Origin of the sequence: Propionivibrio sp. (assembly GCF_016790145.1) — a bacterium.
Taxonomy (GTDB): Bacteria; Pseudomonadota; Gammaproteobacteria; order Burkholderiales; family Rhodocyclaceae; genus Propionivibrio.
Window position 1 is genome coordinate 1 of sequence record NZ_JAEUOI010000099.1, and the last position, 17091, is coordinate 17091.

The window sequence follows — 17091 nt, forward strand, 5'->3', positions numbered from 1 at the left end:
TTCGAGGGGGCCGAAGAAACCCTGGCCCTCAAGGTCATCGCACGCTCTCTGATAGACGCCGTGTAGGTAGGTCCGGCTTCAATCCGATACTGAGTCACACCCAAGGCAAGATTCATGTCGCAAGTGGTTCCAGGGAGAACGACAGGAAAGACATGGGCAAGAACTAGATTGATGAGTAAATTTTAAGATCGAGAGACGTCTCTTGATCAGAAAAAGGGGATAGTCATGGTTGCCGGTCAGAAAAAACGGGATCAGCCTTGGTTGATGCGGACCTATAGTGGTCACAGCTCGGCCAAGGCATCCAATACGCTTTATCGTACCAATCTTGCCAAGGGCCAGACCGGATTATCGGTAGCCTTCGATCTGCCGACGCAGACCGGCTACGACGCCGACAATGTCCTGGCCAGGGGCGAGGTCGGCAAGGTCGGCGTGCCGATATCGCATATCGAGGACATGGATCAGTTGTTCGACCAGATACCGCTCGATCAGATGAACACGGCGATGACCATCAATGCCACGGCGCCATGGCTGTTGGCGCTATACATCGGCCTCGCGCAGCGGCGTGGCATTGATCCCAAAAAACTGAGCGGTACCACGCAGAACGACATCATCAAGGAATATCTCTCGCGCGGCACCTATATCTATCCGCCGGGCCCCTCGATGCGGCTGATCGCCGATACGATCAACTACACCATCACACATGTTCCAAAGTGGAATCCGACCAATATCTGCAGTTATCATTTGCAGGAAGCGGGTGCTACACCGGTTCAGGAACTGGCCTACGCCCTATGCACCGCGATGGCGGTTCTCGACCGGGTCAAGGCGACCGGCGTGATCACGCCTGATCAGTTTCCGCAGGTCGTCGAGCGCATCTCGTTCTTTGTCAATGCCGGCATACGTTTCGTTGAAGAGTGCTGCAAGCTACGGGCGTTCGGCGAAATGTGGGACGAAATGACCTTAAACCGCTACCAGGTTGCAGATCCAAAGCTGCGCCGGTTCCGTTATGGCGTGCAGGTCAACTCCCTGGGGCTGACCGAGCCGCAGCCGGAAAACAATGTGCAGAGAATCGTTCTGGAAATGCTGGCGGTGGTGCTCTCCAAAGGCGCCAGAGCCCGTGCCATCCAGCTCCCTGCCTGGAACGAGGCCATGGGCCTGCCGCGTCCCTGGGATCAGCAATGGGCGTTGCGCATACAGCAGGTGATGGCGTTCGAAACCGACCTGCTGGAGTATGCAGATATCCTGGATGGGTCGCCGGTGATTGCCGCCAAGGTCAGCGAGCTGATCGAGGGCGCCAGGACGGAAATTGCCAATGTCGAAGCCCAGGGCGGGATTGTTGCGGCGATCGAGTCCGGCTACATCAAGCGCGAACTGGTCGGCAGCCACATGAACCGCCTGCGCGCGATCGAGTCGGGCGATCTGAAAATCATCGGCGTTAACTGCTTCCAGGAAACGGCCGAATCGCCACTGACCCTGGGTAGTGATGGCAGCATCATGAAAACCAATCCGGCGGCCGAGCGTGAGCAGATCGAACGCCTGCAGGCGCATCGAAAGAGCCGCAACGATGCCGAAGTCAGGGCCGCCTTGCAGGGACTCGCCGATGCCGCCAAAAGCGACGAGAACATCATGCCCAGTTCGATTCGCTGTGCGATGGCGGGAGTTACTACCGGCGAATGGGGAGATTCCTTGCGTGCGGTTTTCGGCGAATTCAGGCCACCGACGGGTATCGACATTTCAATCGACAGCCGCGAAGTACTCGGCAAGAAGGATCAGGTCACCGAGCTCAGGACACGAGTCGCCAACACCGGCACCGCCTTGGGACGTCCGCTCAAGCTGTTGGTCGGCAAACCGGGGCTGGACGGGCACTCCAACGGTGCGGAGCAGGTTGCCGTCAAGGCCAGGGATGTCGGCTTCGAGGTCGTCTACGACGGCATCCGCCTGACCCCGCAACAGATTGCCCAGGCGGCGCAGGAGGAAGGGGTGCATATGGTGGGGCTGTCGATCCTTTCGGGAAGCCACATGGAACTGGTCGAAGCGGTTCTGCAGGAAATGCGCACGCGCGATCTGGCTACAGTGCCGGTGATTGCCGGTGGAATCATTCCCCAGGAGGATGCTGAAAAGCTTCTTTCGCAAGGAGTGCACGCCATTTATACGCCCAAGGATTTCAGCCTGAATACCATTATGGCGGACATGGTGGATGTGATCCGTGAATGCAACGGGCTCGAACGGCTTGGATTGCTGCAGTGATGGAGAAATGACTCAGGCGAACCTTCCCGATCCGGAGCAGTTGGCTTTGCGGATACAGCGCGGCGAGCGGGCAGCAGTTGCCAGCGGCTTGAATCTGCTGGACAACAAACTGGCCGATGCACGGTCCCGCTCGGCACGGCTGCTGGCGGCGCTTTCCGGCGAGCGCTGGCTGAATGACGGCCACCTTATCGGGGTAACCGGCCCTCCCGGCGCCGGGAAATCATCGCTGGTTTGCGCGATGATCAGGGAGTGGCGCCTCTCGGGAAGGACGGTCGGAGTGCTTGCGGTGGATCCTTCCAGTCGCCCCGAACTGGGCGGTGGCGCCCTGCTGGGAGATCGCATCCGCATCAAAAATTCGTCTCATGACGAGGGTCTGTTCATCCGCTCGCTGGCCAATCGCAACCAGTTGGGCGGGGTGGCGAGCGAGGTTTGGCCGATGAGCGGGCTGATGCTCGCCTGCTTCGACATCGTGGTGATCGAGACGGTCGGCGTCGGCCAGACCGAAATCGATATTGCCGAAATCGCCGACACGGTCTGTTATGTGGCGCAACCGGCTTCGGGTGACGCAATCCAGTATCTGAAGTCTGGTATTATCGAAATCCCGGATGTTTTCGCGGTTAACAAGTCCGACTTGGGCGCCCCGGCACGCAAGACGGCCGCAGAAATCGCTCGTAGTGCACCTCGGCAGGATCGTCGGGAGGATTGGGATTACCCGGTGTGTCTGGTCAGCGCGTCAATGAATACAGGGATCAAGCAATTACAGGATCATATCGACAGGCACCGCGGCTTTCTGGTCAATGCCGGCTTGCTGGGCAAACAACGTACCCGCCATCACAAGGCCTGGGTTATGCGCTTGTTGAAAGAGGAATTCGGAACCTTCGGGCTGGATCTGGCCGGTGGTCTCGCCGCTATTGGCGAGCGCCTGAGCGAAAATCGATCCGGTCAGTTTGCAGAATACGAGCGTATGCGACAGCATATTCTCTCAAGATTCAAGTCGGACAATTCATCCAGCAACATAACCATAAAGGAGCATCATCATGAGCAAGCAGTTATATAACCTAGGCGATCAGCCCCCGTTGGGCGAAGTTCCGGAAAAAATGCACGCCTGGCTGATTCGCGCCGACCGCTTTGGCAAGCCGATGGACGCGTTTCAGAAGGAAGTAGTGACTACGCCTTCCATCGCCGATGACGAAGTGCTTGTATATGTGATGGCGGCGGGAATCAACTACAACAACGTGTGGGCGGGAATGGGCATTCCGGTCAATGTCATCGGTGCCCGCAACAAGGCCGGCGAACCCGAAGACTTCCATATCGGCGGCAGCGATGCGTCCGGCATCGTCTACAAGGTCGGCAAGGACGTTACCAACGTCAAAGTGGGTGACGAAGTGGTGATGCATTGCGGCACTTACAATCGCAATTGTGAGTGGGTCAAAGGCGGCGGCGATCCGATGTATTCGCCGTCCTTCAAGATCTGGGGGTATGAAACCAATTACGGCAGTTTTGCCCAATTCACCCGCGTCCAGGCGCAACAGTGCATGCCCAAGCCCAAGCACATGAACTGGGAAGAGGCGGCGGCCTATACGCTGGTCGCGGCGACTGCCTGGCGGATGCTTCATGGCTGGGAAAGCAGTTCCGTCAAGAAGGGCGACGTGGCCTTGATCTGGGGTGGCGCAGGCGGCCTCGGCTCGATGGCGATCCAGATCGCCAAGGCGGTTGGCGCGACCTCCGTGGCCATGGTTTCAGGCGAGGACAAGTTTGATTATTGCATGAAGCTGGGAGCCAAAGGGTGCATAAACCGCAATGAGTTCGATCACTGGGGCATGTTGCCGCACTGGAAGGACAACGCCGGCTATGCCAAGTGGTTGAAGGGCGTGCGCTCCTTCGGCTCGAAGATCTGGGAAGTGCTGGGCGAAAAGCGTGCCCCGAACGTTGTCTTCGAGCATCCGGGCGAATCCACCATCCCGAGTTCGATTTTTGTTTGCGAGACCGGCGGTATGGTCGTTGTCTGTGCTGGCACCTCCGGCTACAATGCGACCGTCGATCTGCGCTACCTGTGGATGCGGCAGAAGCGCCTGCAAGGCTCGCATTTCGCCAATACCGTGCAATGTAACGAGATGAACCAATTGGCACTGCGTGGCCAGCTTGATCCCTGCATGTCGCGGGCGTTCACCTACGAAGAGCTGCCGGTTGCGCATCAATTGATGGCCGACAACAAACACCCGCACGGCAACATGTCGGTGCTGATCGGCGCCACCCAGTTCGGCCTGGGCGTCAGCGGCAAGCCGGCCGTGACCATGGTGCATCCGACGCTGCCCAAGGGCGACGTGCATACCACGCCGCATCCGTACCCGATGTCCGAACCCTTACCCAGTATCGAACAGGCCGAGGCGATCACCATCGCCGACGATGGCAGCAAGGTACGAGATCTGATGCATGCCGGAATCATCTCCTGTACGCCGGACGATACGGTCGGAACAGTGGCCAAGATCATGGTGGACAAGGAGATTCATGCGGTGGTGGTCATGGAGCAAGGCAAGGCCACCGGCGTCGTGTCGCAGACCGACATGGTACTGGCGCGGCAGGGCCGGACACCGGATCAGGCGCGCTCGATGCGGGCCAGCGAGATCATGACCCCTGGTTGCGCGACCTGCGATGCGGATATGCTGTTGAGCGATGCGGTCAGCCTGATGACGGGCCGGCGTATGCATCGCCTGGTGGTGACCGAGAAGGATCAGCCGGTCGGCGTGATCTCCATGACTGACGTGGTGCGCAAGATCATCGGCGGGTAATACCGTATCTCAACACTCTCCCACAACCCGATTCAGGTTTCCTGAATTGGGCTTGTGGGAAGTCGGCCGATAGGCGTAACACGGGCTTCCAGCTCCCAGTTTGATGTGGGCTGAAAGCCCGTTTAACGTTGGTACAACTCAGAACGAAGTTCTGTTCCAGGGTCCAGCACGTCATCGTCCGCGTGCCCCTGCTTCAAGGAATGATTCCAGCATGAAATACCTGCCTGAACTGTTTGCCGCCAATGCCCGCTGGGCCGAGGAGATGCGAGCTGTCGATCCTGACTTTTTTGCTGGACTGGCCGCACTGCAAAGTCCGGCTTACCTGTGGATCGGCTGTTCAGATAGCCGCGTTCCGGCCAATCAGATCACCGGTCTGAAACCGGGCGAAGTCTTCGTTCACCGCAACGTCGCCAATGTGGTGGTGCATACCGATCTCAACTGCCTGTCGGTGATGCAATACGCCATCGAGGTTCTCAAGGTCCAGCACATCATCGTTTGCGGTCACTACGGCTGCGGTGGCGTCCGCGCCGCATTGGAAGGGCCGTCCCATGGCCTGATTGACAACTGGTTGCGTCATATTGAGGATATCCGTGACTGGCATAGCGATTTCCTGACGGCGCTGCCGGACGACACCGCCCGCTGGCGCGCATTATGCGAACTCAATGTCATTGAGCAGGTGCGCAACGTCGCCCGCACCACGCTGGTCGGCGATGCCTGGAAAAGAGGTCAACCACTGGTTTTGCATGGCTGGATTTACGGTCTGGAAGACGGTCACCTGCGCGACTTGCAAACCTCTCTGAAATCAGGTTCCGAACTCGATACGGTGATTGCCCAGGCCGTAGCGTCGTCGCGTTCGCGCTATGTGGCTCATTGAAGCGAAGACCGTCCATCACCAGGGGAAACGATCCAACTGCCCCGGTGCGACGCACTCCCCTTCCTTTTCCAGGGAGGGCTATGCAAAACTCCCTCCTTGTCCTTCAGGACTGAGATGGTTTTTTTGAAACAATGGAGAATTTCATGCCATGCTAGCCATCGTCTGCCATGAACTCACCGGCCCCTCGGCGTTGCGGCTGGAGGAGATTGCCGATCCTCGCCCCGGTCCCGGCCAGGTGCGTATCCGGGTGCGGGCCTGCGGGGTCAATTTTGCCGATAGCCTGATCACTCGCGGTCAGTATCAAAAGCAGCCGCAACCGCCCTTCAGTCCGGGCTTTGAAGTGTCCGGCGAGGTACTGGAACTGGGCGCCGGCGTGAAAGGGGTGGCCATCGGTGACCGGGTAATCGCCATGACGCCGCACGGAGGCTATGCCGAACAGGTCATCGCGGATAGCAAGCGCTGTGTGCCGATGCCGGCGGCCATGACGTGGGAGCACGGAGCCGCTTTCCCCGTGGTATTCGGTACATCGCATGTTGCCTTGTGGCATCGGGCGCGCTTGCAGGCCGGTGAAACGCTGGTGGTGCATGGTGCATCCGGCGGCGTCGGATTGACCGCTGTCGCCATTGGCAAGCAATTGGGGGCGACGGTCATTGCTACGGCCAACGGTCCGGGAAAGCTGGAAGTAGCCCGCGCACACGGCGCCGACCATCTGATCGATTCCAGCCAGGAGGATGTGCGGGCGCGGGTCAAGGAATTAACCGATGGTCGTGGCGCGGACGTTGTTTACGATCCGGTGGGCGGTGAGTCGTTCGCCGCTTCACTGCGCAGCATCGCCTTTGAAGGGCGCATCCTGATCATTGGTTTTGCGGGCGGGAGCGTGCCACAGATTCCCGCCAATCACCTGCTGGTCAAAAATGTGGACGTGATCGGCCTTAACTGGCCAGCTTATGCGGAATTGAATCCCCAGGTGATGACCGAAAGTTTCCAGACGCTGATTCACTGGTATCTGGAAGGCGCGATCAGGCCGCATGTCTCGGCGATCTATCCGCTGGAACAGGCGCTCGAAGCGCTCAACCAGGTTGTGACACGAAAATCAACCGGTAAAGTCGTCATTACGACGAATTAGATTGATTATCCTTAAAGGCAAATTGTCAGCTACCCGAGGCTTTCCGGATCGCTTCGCGAATCTGCGGCAGCGCTGCTTGAGCCGCTTTTTCACCCTCAAGGATCGAGTCGTGGCGAGCCACAAAATCGGTTGATCCGATATTGCCGACCTGTGGGCGGATGACGACATCGGCTTCCTTGAGTTCGTAGCGGGCGAGGTTCTGGCCCATGATGGTGAAGGTTTGCAGAAGGATGTCGAGCGTGCCCCGCACAGGCTGGTTGACGGGGCGTGCCGAGATGTCGACGGCAATCACCACGTTGGCGCCCATTTGCCGCGCGCTGCTGACCGGGATCAGGCTTGACAGGCCGCCATCGACATATTCGTGGCCGTTGATGCTGACCGGCCTGAAGACGCCGGGTACGGTTGCCGAGGCGCGTACGGCCATGCCGGTGTTGCCGGTTCGGAAGAGGATGCTCTCACCGCTGTTCAGATCAGTGGCCACAACACCCAGCGTTTTCTTCAGGCTTTCGATCGGGCGCTGCGCAACGGCGTCATTGACGAACTGCTGGAGTCCCTCGCCTTTGAGCACGCCGCGATCAGGTACCGACCAGTCGCTGAGCTTTGATTCGTCGAGCTTGTGCGCCAGTTTCTGCAACTCGAAACCGGTGTTTCCTGCCGCATAGAGCGCGCCAACAACAGCACCGGCACTGGTGCCGACGATGATGTCGGGAACGATGCCCTGGGCTTCCAGGACTTTGATCACGCCGATATGGGCAAATCCTCGCGCTGCTCCGCCGCCCAGCGCTAGGCCTATTTTGACCGGCTTTGGCGTGACCGGAAGGGGTGCGGGTTGTTTTGATGCGCAGCCCGAAATAACCAGGGCGGCAAGGGCGGCGATCAGTGTTGGAAAATGGCAGTGGCGCATGCTTTTCTCATTGGGTGAGCCGGGATTGTAATTCCAATTCCAGGCCAGCCAACACATTGTTGTCTTTGATCCTGGCGATTTGCTGACGTGTAGCCTCACCAAGGTCGTGCTACTGCGCACGATGGTTGGTCGGGGTGCCGCCTTGCGTTTCGTTCGATTCGTCCGCCAGTTTCTGCGTGACACGTTCTTCCGGAATATTCAGGCGTGATAGTAACGTTTCACGTTTGATATGCAGCAGCTTTTCGATGGCGGCGAGGTCATCCGGTAGTGCGGCATCGCGCCAGTTGCTGGTCGAGTGGCGGGCAAGGTTGACCGCCAGGGTCACGTTTTGCACGCGGGACAGGTGGGCATTGGCGTCGTCCATCAGCGTGTTGAGCAATTCGGGCAGATGCCAGGCCGCGCACAGTGCCAACTGTAGATCAACCAGACGGATGCCGAGAACCTGTTCCTGCGCGCTCACACTGCGCAGTGTTTTGTCGGCCTGCTGTCGGTCGCGAATCTCGATGGCCAGTGCGGGGGCAAAACACCACAGCAGAATCTCCGCAAGGTCATGGAGCAAGGCAGCCAGGGCGACTTCCTCGACGTTCATGTCGTGCCGGTCAAAGGCCCAGTCATGGGCGTAATGCGAGGCTCGCTGAACTCGGCGAATGACCTGCAACACGCCGAGCAAGGCCTGTGGTTCGCTCTTGAGCATGGCTTCGATGGTGAGCGGTGTTTCGAATCGGCTGAAGAAGGGCTCGATGCCGAGCATCATGACGGCATTGGCGATGGTCGTAATGTCGGAGCGCAGATGCTTGCCCCGGAAAGGCTGTATGCAGCCCAGCACACGGACGGCCATGAGCGGATCCTGTAGCACGATAGCGGCGATATCGCGGCCGTTGATGTTGTCAATGTTCAGGCGCGCCTCTTCGAGCCGGCGCGCCGTCTGCCGCAGAATCGGCATTTCTGCGTTGCTGAAGAAAGTTACCCAGGCTTCAAGGTCTTGCAGCGGCTGATTGAGCATGGGCCTCGACTTCAAAAAGCTCGAAAAAACGCTGACGACCTGTTCGTGATCAGCGTACCGATTGTAGGCGCATGGTACCTGCAGCTTCGGCCACCCGCAAGCCGGAGCCTTGTCCAGACGGAACCTTGTTCTGAGCCTTGTCCAATTTCACCCATGAGCCCGGGCATTCTGCCGGCCGAAAGACTGGCGGGCGCAGATCCTGATCCAGAAATACAGGCGCTTGATGCCTGGTTCGAAGAAACCGCGTCGGCTGTCTTCCTGCTTTGGGCGTAATACCTTAAAATCATCAGTTAACCCTTCACACCACACAAGCAAGCCACCTACTCCATCAACGCTTAACGCTCATGCCTGGATTGGAATGAACTCCGAACAGCTCAGCAATTGATGGCAACCGACTACGGACGCGAGGAAATTATGCAAAGAGAATCAATGGAATACGATGTCGTTATCGTCGGTGGCGGTCCGGCTGGGTTGTCTGCAGCGATCCGCCTGAAGCAACTTGCGGTCGAGAAGGGCGGCGAGATCAACGTTTGCCTGATCGAGAAAGGCGCCGAAATCGGTGGTCACATACTCTCCGGAGCGGTGATGGACCCACGCGCGCTGGCCGAACTCTTTCCCGACTGGCAGGCGCTGGGCGCACCGCTCAAAGCGCCGGTCAGCGAAGACCGGTTTCTCATGCTCAAGGAGGGCGGCAGTTCGCAAATCCCTAACTGGATGTTGCCCGGCTGCTTCCACAACGAAGGCAACCACGTTATCAGTCTGGCCAGCCTATGCCGCTGGCTCGGCCAGCAGGCTGAAGAGTTGGGAATCGAGATCTACCCTGGATTTGCCGGCGCCGAAGTGCTCTACAACGAGGACGGTTCAGTCAAGGGCGTGGCCACTGGTGACATGGGTGTGCTCAAGGACGGTAGCCAGGGTCCGGCCTACCAGCCCGGAATGGAGCTGCACGCCAAATACACCCTGTTTGCCGAAGGATGTCGCGGCCAGCTCGGCAAGCAACTCGAAGAAAAATTCAATCTGCGCGAAGGCACCGACCCGCAGGTGTACGGCATCGGCCTCAAGGAGCTATGGGAAATCAAGCCGGAGAAACACCAATCCGGGCTCGTTATTCATACCGGTGGCTGGCCGCTCGATAATCATACCTATGGTGGCGGCTTCATGTACCACATGGAAGACAACCTGGTGGCCGTCGGCTTCGTCACCGGGCTTGGCTACAGCAATCCCTATCTGTCGCCCTACGAGGAATTCCAGCGCCTCAAGACGCATCCGGACCTGCGCGTATTTCTTGATGGTGGTAAACGCATAGCTTACGGCGCCCGCGCGATCACCGCAGGGGGGCTTCAGTCCTTGCCCAAACTGGTATTTCCCGGTGGCGCGCTGATCGGCGACGATGCCGGTTTCCTCAATGCCTCGCGCATCAAGGGCTCACACTGCGCGATCAAGACCGGCACGCTGGTTGCAGAAGCTTGCTTCGACGCCGTTGTTGGCGGGCGGAGCGGTGACGAACTGTCGGCCTACCCGGAAGCCTTCCGCAAGAGCTGGCTGTTTGCGGAACTGCACAAGGCACGCAACTTCAAGCCCTGGATGGCCAAGGGGCTTGCTCTGGGCAGCCTGATGTTCGGTATCGACCAGATCCTGTTCCGTGGCAAAGCGCCGTGGACACTCCATCACAGCGGTGCCGATCACACCAAGCTGAAGAAGGCGTCTGATTGTCAGCCGATCGCTTACCCCAAACCCGATGGCTTGATTACATTCGACCGCCTGTCTTCGGTTTTTCTCTCCAACACCAACCACGAGGAAGACCAGCCCTGCCACCTGACGCTCAAGGATGCGTCAGTTCCGATCAAGGTCAATCTGGCGCTCTACGATGCGCCAGAACAACGTTACTGCCCGGCAGGGGTATACGAGATCGTGCGTGACGAAACGGGAGCCAATCCCCGCTTGCAGATCAACGCGCAGAACTGTGTGCATTGCAAGACCTGCGACATCAAGGACCCGACACAGAACATCGTCTGGGTTGTACCACAAGGAGGGGAAGGGCCGATTTACCCGAATATGTAGGCCAGCCGCTTCAGGTAGACATCAGCTTTCCAGCGCGACAACAATCGAGTAAATCTCGTCACCGGAAGCGGCAATGACCTCAGACACCATGCCCTGATCAAGTCCAAGGGTGACCGCACTGTTGGCCACAGGAATCACCCGTGCATCGAGTTCGTCAAACGGATCACGGCGTGGCGAGAGCGCGCTGGCGATAAAGAGGATGTCACCGAGCGAGGCGGGTGGCATGGCTCCACTGAAATGACGTGAGGCAAATACCGCGTCCATCACCGATGCCGGCAGATTGAGTTGACCGAGAACCATATCGCTTGCGTGGTTGGCAAGGTCGTTGATCGTTTCGGCCAGGACGACCGTATCTTCAAGCAGAACCGGAAAATCAGCCACCCTCGAGAGCAGGTAAAAACGACCCAGATCATGCACAATCCCGGCAAACATGACTTCGTCGGCATTGAGGCGGGTCAGCTTCCGGGCGAGAACGTAGGCCAGTGCGGCAACATGAACACTACGTTCCCACAAACGATTCGAGAGATCGCGGCAGCCAACATGACGCTGCGTCTGACGCAACTGATCCATGATCAACACCATGGCCAGGGACTTGATTGGATCCATCCCGACGCGTAATACCGCCTGCCTGACGTCGCGCACCGTCTGATTGGCCGGATTGAGCGCAGCCGAATTGGCGAGACGGATCACTTTGGCCGACAACAAGGGTTCGGCAACTACAATCTTGGCCAGTGCAGCCAAGCCAAGATCGGGGTTTTCTACGGCCTTAAGCACTCGCCGACTGGCATCCAGACTGGTCGGAAAATTAAGTTCACCGATCGTTGCCCCACCGACAGCATGGCGGAATGCTTCAGCGGCTTCTTGTATCGTTTGACTCACGCGGTGCTCCTTCTCAATCAAAACTCAAGCTGCATTCTAAACTGATGCAGGGTTTTTTGATCAAAGAAAAGCGATTATGGCGCAGAGCACACAGGGAACATGCCGCTAAGTAGCATGTTCCCTGAATTGAAATCGCTGATTGATTGTTTTTTCAAAACTGTTCTTCGGGCAAACCCATCACACCAGCGGCGCCATCGGTGACGGTACTTGCCAGGCCGTCCGCCTGCGATAGCAAATAATCGGCAAAGAAACGGGCAGTAATGACCTTGGCCGGATAGAAGGGATCGCTGTCGCCGCCATCGATCTTTGCCTGCGCGACAAGCGCAGCGCGCGTCATCTGCCAGCCGCCGGCAACGATGCCGAACAGCGTCATGAATGGGACGGCGCCTGCCGATGCAGCGCGTACGTCTTTGGCATACGTTGCAACAACCCACTCGCCGGCCCTGGCCAACGCTGCAACTCCGGCCTGGAAGCGAGTGCGAATGGCGCTCAGGTGCGCGTTGCCCTGCCTGGCCAGATCGGCATCGAGAGCACGCATCATGCCGATTACGGATCTGAGCGTTGCGCCGCCATCACGCGCCATCTTGCGACCGATCAGATCGTTGGCCTGAATGCCGGTCGTGCCTTCATAAATCGTTGAAATGCGGGCATCACGCAGATGCTGTGACGCACCGGTTTCTTCCATGTAGCCCATTCCGCCATGCACCTGTATACCGGTCGACGCCACCTCGATGCCGATTTCGGTACTCCAGCCCTTGACAACCGGAATCATCAGGTCGACAAAGGCCTGGTTCTGCTTGCGCAGCTCGGTATCAGGATGGTGCAGTGCCTTGTCGTGTGCGCCAGCCACCACGTAAGCCAGGGCACGGCTCGCCTCGGCCTGTGCCCTCATGCTCATGAGCATGCGACGCACGTCGGGGTGCGCGATGATCGGCACCTTCGCGCCACCGCGCACGCCGATGTCGGTACCCTGAACACGATCCCTGGCATAGTCGCGTGCCCGCTGGTAAGCGCGCTCACAGACGGCCACCCCTTCCATGCCGACACCGAAGCGTGCGGCGTTCATCATGATGAACATGTATTCGATGCCGCGGTTTTCCTCGCCGACCAGATAACCCGTTGCCCCGCCCTTGTCGCCAAAGGCCATCACCGCCGTCGGGCTGGCGTGAATGCCCAGCTTGTGCTCGATCGAAACACACCAGGCGTCGTTACGCGCACCCGGAGTGCCATCGTCATTAACCAAGAATTTCGGCACGATGAAAAGCGAAATGCCCTTGATGCCCTCCGGTGCCGTCGGAGTCCGCGCCAGCACAAGATGGATGATGTTCTCCGCCAGGTCATGCTCACCGTAGGTGATGAAGATCTTCTGGCCGAATACCTTGTAGCTGTTGTCGGCCTGTGGCTCGGCGCGCGTACGAATGGCGGCGAGATCGGAACCGGCACCCGGTTCGGTGATGTTCATCGTTCCGGTCCACTCGCCGCTGACCATCTTCTCCAGGAAGGTCTGCTTGAGCGTGTCGGTACCCGAGAGTACCAGCGCCTCGATCGCACCGCTGGTCAGCAGCGGGCACAGCGAAAAGGCATGGTTGGCCGACTTCCACATCTCGCTCACCGGCGCTGCAAGGAGTTTTGGCAAGCCCTGCCCACCCCATTCCGGCTCACAACCGAGCGCCGTCCAGCCGCTTTCGGCAAACTGCCTGTAGGCCTCCTTGAAGCCACTGGGCATCGTCACCTGCCCGTCCTTGAACAGTGCGCCTTCCTGGTCACCCCCCATGTTAAGGGGCGACAGCACGCCTTCGGCAAACTTCGCGGCTTCTTCAAGAACGGCGTCGACCACATCGGCTGAGGCTTCCTCACAGCCGGGCAACTGTACAACCTCATCCAGCCCGGCCAATTCTTTCAGCACGAACTGCATGTCGCGGATCGGGGCACGGTATTCGCTCATGTCATTATTTCTTTATCAACTTCGAAAAATACGAAGAAAAACAATTGAAAGTCCATTAACCACATTAATCGCAAGGGCCACGAAGCAGATTTCCACTGCGTTCTCCGGGCCTCTGCAAGCTGTGCACCCCAGGGGGCACGTTTAAAATGGTTTTCCTGTTACTCCAACTCAGTCGAGCGCTGCCGTCAGGGCCGGCACCAGCTCGAACAGATCGCCAACCAGACCGAAGTCGGCAACCTGGAAGATCGGCGACTCGGCATCCTTGTTGATCGCCACGATGAAGCGGCTATCCTTCATGCCGGCCAGATGCTGGATGGCACCTGAAATTCCGATGGCGATATAGAGCTGCGGCGCAACGATCTTGCCGGTCTGCCCGACCTGGAAGTCGTTCGGCGCGTAGCCGGCATCGACCGCCGCACGGGAAGCGCCCAGTGCCGCACCGAGCTTGTCGGCCAGCGGTTCAAGCAGCTTGTGGTAGTTCTCTCCGCTGCCCATGCCACGTCCGCCGGAAACAATTGTTTTGGCTGCCGACAGCTCGGGCCGTGCCGACTGGGTCAGCTCGCTCGAGATCAGTTTGCTCTGGCCCTGATCGGCGGAGGCCGCCAGGTTTTCGAGCGTTGCCGATCCGCCATCGCCGGCGGCCTCAAATGCCGTCGTGCGTACCGTAATCACCTTCACCGGATCTGACGATTGCACCGTCGCCAATACGTTGCCGGCATAGATCGGGCGAACGAAGGTATCGGGCGACTCGACGGCGACGATCTCGGAAACTTGTGCCACGTCAAGCAGCGCCGCAATACGCGGCATCAGGTTCTTGCCTATCGTCGTGGCCGCAGCAAGAACATGGCTGTAGGCTGGCGCATGGGCGACGACGAGCGCCGCAATGTTTTCCGGAGATTGGTCGGCATAATGTGCCGCATCGGCAACCAAGACCCTGGAGACGCCAGCAATCTTCGTCGCGCTGTCAGCGACGCCAGCGCAGCCGCTACCCGCTACCAGAAGATGAATCTCGCCGCCGATCTTTGCGGCAGCGGTCACGGTGTTGAGCGTTGCCGCTTTGATGGAGGAGTTGTTGTGCTCAGCAATAACAAGAATTGACATGTCAGATTACCTTCGCTTCGTTCTTCAGTTTGGCGATCAGCTCGGCCACATCCTTCACCAGGACGCCGCCAGCGCGCTTCGGCGGCTCGGCCATCTTCAAGGCTTTGAGACGGGGCGCCACATCCACGCCCAGCGCAGCCGGCGTGAGGGTTTCGAGCGGCTTCTTCTTGGCCTTCATGATGTTGGGCAGCGTCGCATAACGCGGCTCGTTGAGCCGCAGATCCGTCGTCACTACCGCCGGTAGCCCGATCTCGATGGTTTCAAGACCCCCGTCGATTTCGCGCGTTACCGTCGCCTTGCCGCCCGCCACCACAACCTTCGAGGCAAAAGTGGCCTGCGGCCAGTTCATCAGCGCGGCAAGCATCTGGCCGGTCTGGTTTGCGTCGTCGTCAATGGCCTGCTTGCCGCACAGTACGATTTGCGGTTGCTCCTTCACGCATACTGCCTTGAGCAGTTTGGCGACGGCCAGGGGCTGCAATTCAGCGTCGGTCTCGATCAGGATGGAGCGGTCGGCGCCGAGTGCCATCGCCGTACGCAGGGTTTCCTGGCAATTGGCCAGACCGGCCGAAACGGCGACCACTTCAGTCGCAATACCGGCTTCCTTGAGGCGCACGGCTTCTTCAATAGCGATTTCGTCGAACGGATTCATCGACATCTTGACATTGGCAATATCAACGCCCGTACCATCCGCCTTGACGCGCACCTTGACGTTGTAATCGACCACCCGCTTGACTGGAACAAGAATTTTCAAAACCTCTCTCCTTTGTGTAGCAAGGCAAAAACCGCCTGATTTGACATCGCCGATGTCAGAACGTACCCTACTCCATACCGTAGAGTATGGAGTAGCATAAAGGACAGTATAACTGTTGTCAATAAACAGTAGGTCTGTTGCCACTGTAAATTTGTTCTGGCGCTAACTCATTGCAATACCGTCATTCCGGGCTTGACCCGGAATCCAGTTCGTTTATCAAACTGTTCTTTTAACATCTTGATCAGATGGACGAATCTGGATTCCGGCGTGCGCCGGAATGAGCGCGAAGCCTGGCCTCGGGCCACGGTGGACTGTCAGAACAAATTTACCTTTGACCTGTTGCTCAATAGAGTTAAGCCAACGTTTTCAATACTGTCTCAACATTAAGTGTCATGGAAGGACTACGGAGCGATGAAGCCAGAAAAAATCCGTACGCAACTCGACCGTAACGAATGGGTCGACAGCGCCATCAAGGCTCTGGCCGAGGAGGGCATGGCGGGAATGCGTGTCGAGACTCTGGCCAAGCGCATTGGCGTCACCAAGGGCAGCTTCTACTGGCACTTCAAGGATCGGCAGGATCTGTTCAGTGCGGTACTGCAAACCTGGAAAGAAGGGCGCATTCGCGACATCGACAAACAGAGTTGCGCGGCGCCGGGCAAGGAATGCGATCAACTGCTCCGGATCATTGATACCTATAGCGCCAATCGCAACCGCAAGGGCATCTCGATTGAGCTCGCCGTTCGCGATTGGGCAAGGCGCGACGCGCTGGCCAGTGCTGTCGTTGAAGAGGTCGATACGTACCGGCTTGAAAGCACGCGCAAGCTCTTTGTCGCCAGCGGTCTGTCCGACATTGAAGCGAAAAGCCGCAGTTTGTTGCTCTACGCTTATGTTTTCGGGCAGAGTCTGATGGCTTATGACCGCTACGATCCGAAAATAATCGACTTCAAACGCTGGATTGCCGAGTACATCGTAGCCAACCGAGCGCTAATGACTTCCTGAGTTGCCGATTTTCGGCCGCCTGGCGGTCACGGCGACACAAACATGAAAACAGTCAATCCGGAGATTGGCTGTTTTCTTGCTTTTACTGCCCGGCTTGCCGGTACGATGGTTCTCGGCATCAAGCAAAGCGAGCTTCGAAAAACCAGCGTGCGCGTTCCACCGTGAGCGCAACAAAAACCCGCAGCGTCAACGCTGAAGCCCCTCGACGGCCGCATTACCCTCCGGCGCCTGGTGGAAGCCAGAAAACGCCCAAGCCATGCTGAACCTCCGCGTCATCCGAGCAAATGGCGGATGGAATCGATATTTTTGGATGCTACCGCCGCTTGAGTCATTCTCAGCCGTCACTTTTGATCAAACCCTGTGTAACAGTAAAACTTGACCATAAACCGCTCGCAACCCTATAATCTCGCGCCCT

14 protein-coding genes are annotated in these 17091 nt (G+C 58.3%); 8 read left to right on the forward strand and 6 right to left on the reverse strand.

Annotation, left to right across the window (positions count from 1 at the left end; genetic code table 11):
- The first annotated feature begins 225 nt into the window (after positions 1-225).
- The 5 genes from JNM42_RS08775 to JNM42_RS08795 all read left to right on the forward strand — a co-directional run bounded on the left by JNM42_RS08775 (position 226) and on the right by JNM42_RS08795 (position 7033).
- Positions 226-2244, forward strand: a complete 2019-nt coding sequence (locus JNM42_RS08775) for a protein meaA (RefSeq protein WP_294268390.1) — start codon at positions 226-228, stop codon at positions 2242-2244.
- Positions 2245-2251: 7 nt separating this feature from the next.
- Positions 2252-3301, forward strand: coding sequence for a hypothetical protein (locus JNM42_RS08780; protein WP_294268392.1), 1050 nt, complete (start codon positions 2252-2254; stop codon positions 3299-3301).
- Positions 3282-5033 carry a crotonyl-CoA carboxylase/reductase gene (gene ccrA, locus JNM42_RS08785; protein ID WP_294268394.1) on the forward strand — a complete coding sequence of 584 codons (1752 nt, stop codon included), beginning with the start codon at positions 3282-3284 and terminating at the stop codon, positions 5031-5033. Before JNM42_RS08780 ends, ccrA begins: the two co-directional genes overlap by 20 nt.
- 211 nt (positions 5034-5244) lie before the next feature.
- Positions 5245-5907, forward strand: coding sequence for a carbonate dehydratase (can, locus tag JNM42_RS08790; RefSeq protein WP_294268396.1), 663 nt, complete (start codon positions 5245-5247; stop codon positions 5905-5907).
- A gap of 148 nt (positions 5908-6055) precedes the next feature.
- On the forward strand, positions 6056-7033 hold the full coding sequence (locus tag JNM42_RS08795; protein WP_294268398.1) for an NADPH:quinone oxidoreductase family protein: 978 nt from the start codon (positions 6056-6058) through the stop codon (positions 7031-7033).
- A 25-nt stretch (positions 7034-7058) separates the two neighbouring features.
- Here the strand turns inward: JNM42_RS08795 and JNM42_RS08800 are convergent, their stop codons facing one another.
- Together JNM42_RS08800 and JNM42_RS08805 are read right to left on the reverse strand one after the other, a co-directional pair.
- A complete protein-coding gene (locus JNM42_RS08800; RefSeq protein ID WP_294268400.1) occupies positions 7059-7937 on the reverse strand; it encodes a patatin-like phospholipase family protein in 879 nt (292 codons plus the stop codon).
- A 109-nt stretch (positions 7938-8046) separates the two neighbouring features.
- Positions 8047-8940: an HDOD domain-containing protein gene (locus tag JNM42_RS08805; RefSeq protein ID WP_294268402.1), complete on the reverse strand. Its 894-nt coding sequence runs from the start codon at positions 8938-8940 to the stop codon at positions 8047-8049.
- A 414-nt stretch (positions 8941-9354) separates the two neighbouring features.
- Between JNM42_RS08805 and JNM42_RS08810 the strand changes: the two genes are divergently transcribed.
- Positions 9355-11001, forward strand: coding sequence for an electron transfer flavoprotein-ubiquinone oxidoreductase (locus JNM42_RS08810; protein WP_294268404.1), 1647 nt, complete (start codon positions 9355-9357; stop codon positions 10999-11001).
- 21 nt (positions 11002-11022) lie between these two features.
- On the opposite strand, the gene JNM42_RS08815 is transcribed toward JNM42_RS08810, so the two are convergent.
- From JNM42_RS08815 to JNM42_RS08830, 4 genes are all read right to left on the reverse strand, one after another.
- The gene (locus JNM42_RS08815; protein WP_294268406.1) at positions 11023-11880 is read right to left on the reverse strand and encodes an HDOD domain-containing protein; all 858 of its coding nucleotides are present in this window, start codon (positions 11878-11880) and stop codon (positions 11023-11025) included.
- A gap of 151 nt (positions 11881-12031) precedes the next feature.
- Positions 12032-13825: an acyl-CoA dehydrogenase gene (locus tag JNM42_RS08820; protein ID WP_294268409.1), complete on the reverse strand. Its 1794-nt coding sequence runs from the start codon at positions 13823-13825 to the stop codon at positions 12032-12034.
- 168 nt (positions 13826-13993) lie between these two features.
- Positions 13994-14926, reverse strand: coding sequence for an electron transfer flavoprotein subunit alpha/FixB family protein (locus JNM42_RS08825; RefSeq protein ID WP_294268411.1), 933 nt, complete (start codon positions 14924-14926; stop codon positions 13994-13996).
- 1 nt (position 14927) lies between these two features.
- On the reverse strand, positions 14928-15677 hold the full coding sequence (locus JNM42_RS08830; protein ID WP_294268412.1) for an electron transfer flavoprotein subunit beta/FixA family protein: 750 nt from the start codon (positions 15675-15677) through the stop codon (positions 14928-14930).
- A 411-nt stretch (positions 15678-16088) separates the two neighbouring features.
- Between JNM42_RS08830 and JNM42_RS08835 the strand changes: the two genes are divergently transcribed.
- Together JNM42_RS08835 and JNM42_RS08840 are read left to right on the forward strand one after the other, a co-directional pair.
- A complete protein-coding gene (locus tag JNM42_RS08835; RefSeq protein WP_294268414.1) occupies positions 16089-16676 on the forward strand; it encodes a TetR/AcrR family transcriptional regulator in 588 nt (195 codons plus the stop codon).
- A 42-nt stretch (positions 16677-16718) separates the two neighbouring features.
- Positions 16719-16841, forward strand: a complete 123-nt coding sequence (locus JNM42_RS08840) for a hypothetical protein (protein ID WP_294268416.1) — start codon at positions 16719-16721, stop codon at positions 16839-16841.
- Positions 16842-17091: the final 250 nt, after the last annotated feature.

What these genes read in the sequence shown, in the direction of transcription:
- JNM42_RS08780 (WP_294268392.1), top strand. Translation starts at nt 2,252, where the DNA reads ATGACTCAGGCGAACCTTCCCGATCCGGAGCAGTTGGCTTTGCGGATA.
- JNM42_RS08800 (WP_294268400.1), bottom strand. Translation starts at nt 7,937, where the DNA reads ATGCGCCACTGCCATTTTCCAACACTGATCGCCGCCCTTGCCGCCCTG.
- JNM42_RS08820 (WP_294268409.1), bottom strand. Translation starts at nt 13,825, where the DNA reads ATGAGCGAATACCGTGCCCCGATCCGCGACATGCAGTTCGTGCTGAAA.
- ccrA (WP_294268394.1), top strand. Translation starts at nt 3,282, where the DNA reads ATGAGCAAGCAGTTATATAACCTAGGCGATCAGCCCCCGTTGGGCGAA.
- JNM42_RS08795 (WP_294268398.1), top strand. Translation starts at nt 6,056, where the DNA reads ATGCTAGCCATCGTCTGCCATGAACTCACCGGCCCCTCGGCGTTGCGG.
- JNM42_RS08805 (WP_294268402.1), bottom strand. Translation starts at nt 8,940, where the DNA reads ATGCTCAATCAGCCGCTGCAAGACCTTGAAGCCTGGGTAACTTTCTTC.
- JNM42_RS08775 (WP_294268390.1), top strand. Translation starts at nt 226, where the DNA reads ATGGTTGCCGGTCAGAAAAAACGGGATCAGCCTTGGTTGATGCGGACC.
- JNM42_RS08840 (WP_294268416.1), top strand. Translation starts at nt 16,719, where the DNA reads ATGAAAACAGTCAATCCGGAGATTGGCTGTTTTCTTGCTTTTACTGCC.
- JNM42_RS08835 (WP_294268414.1), top strand. Translation starts at nt 16,089, where the DNA reads ATGAAGCCAGAAAAAATCCGTACGCAACTCGACCGTAACGAATGGGTC.
- JNM42_RS08825 (WP_294268411.1), bottom strand. Translation starts at nt 14,926, where the DNA reads ATGTCAATTCTTGTTATTGCTGAGCACAACAACTCCTCCATCAAAGCG.
- JNM42_RS08810 (WP_294268404.1), top strand. Translation starts at nt 9,355, where the DNA reads ATGCAAAGAGAATCAATGGAATACGATGTCGTTATCGTCGGTGGCGGT.
- can (WP_294268396.1), top strand. Translation starts at nt 5,245, where the DNA reads ATGAAATACCTGCCTGAACTGTTTGCCGCCAATGCCCGCTGGGCCGAG.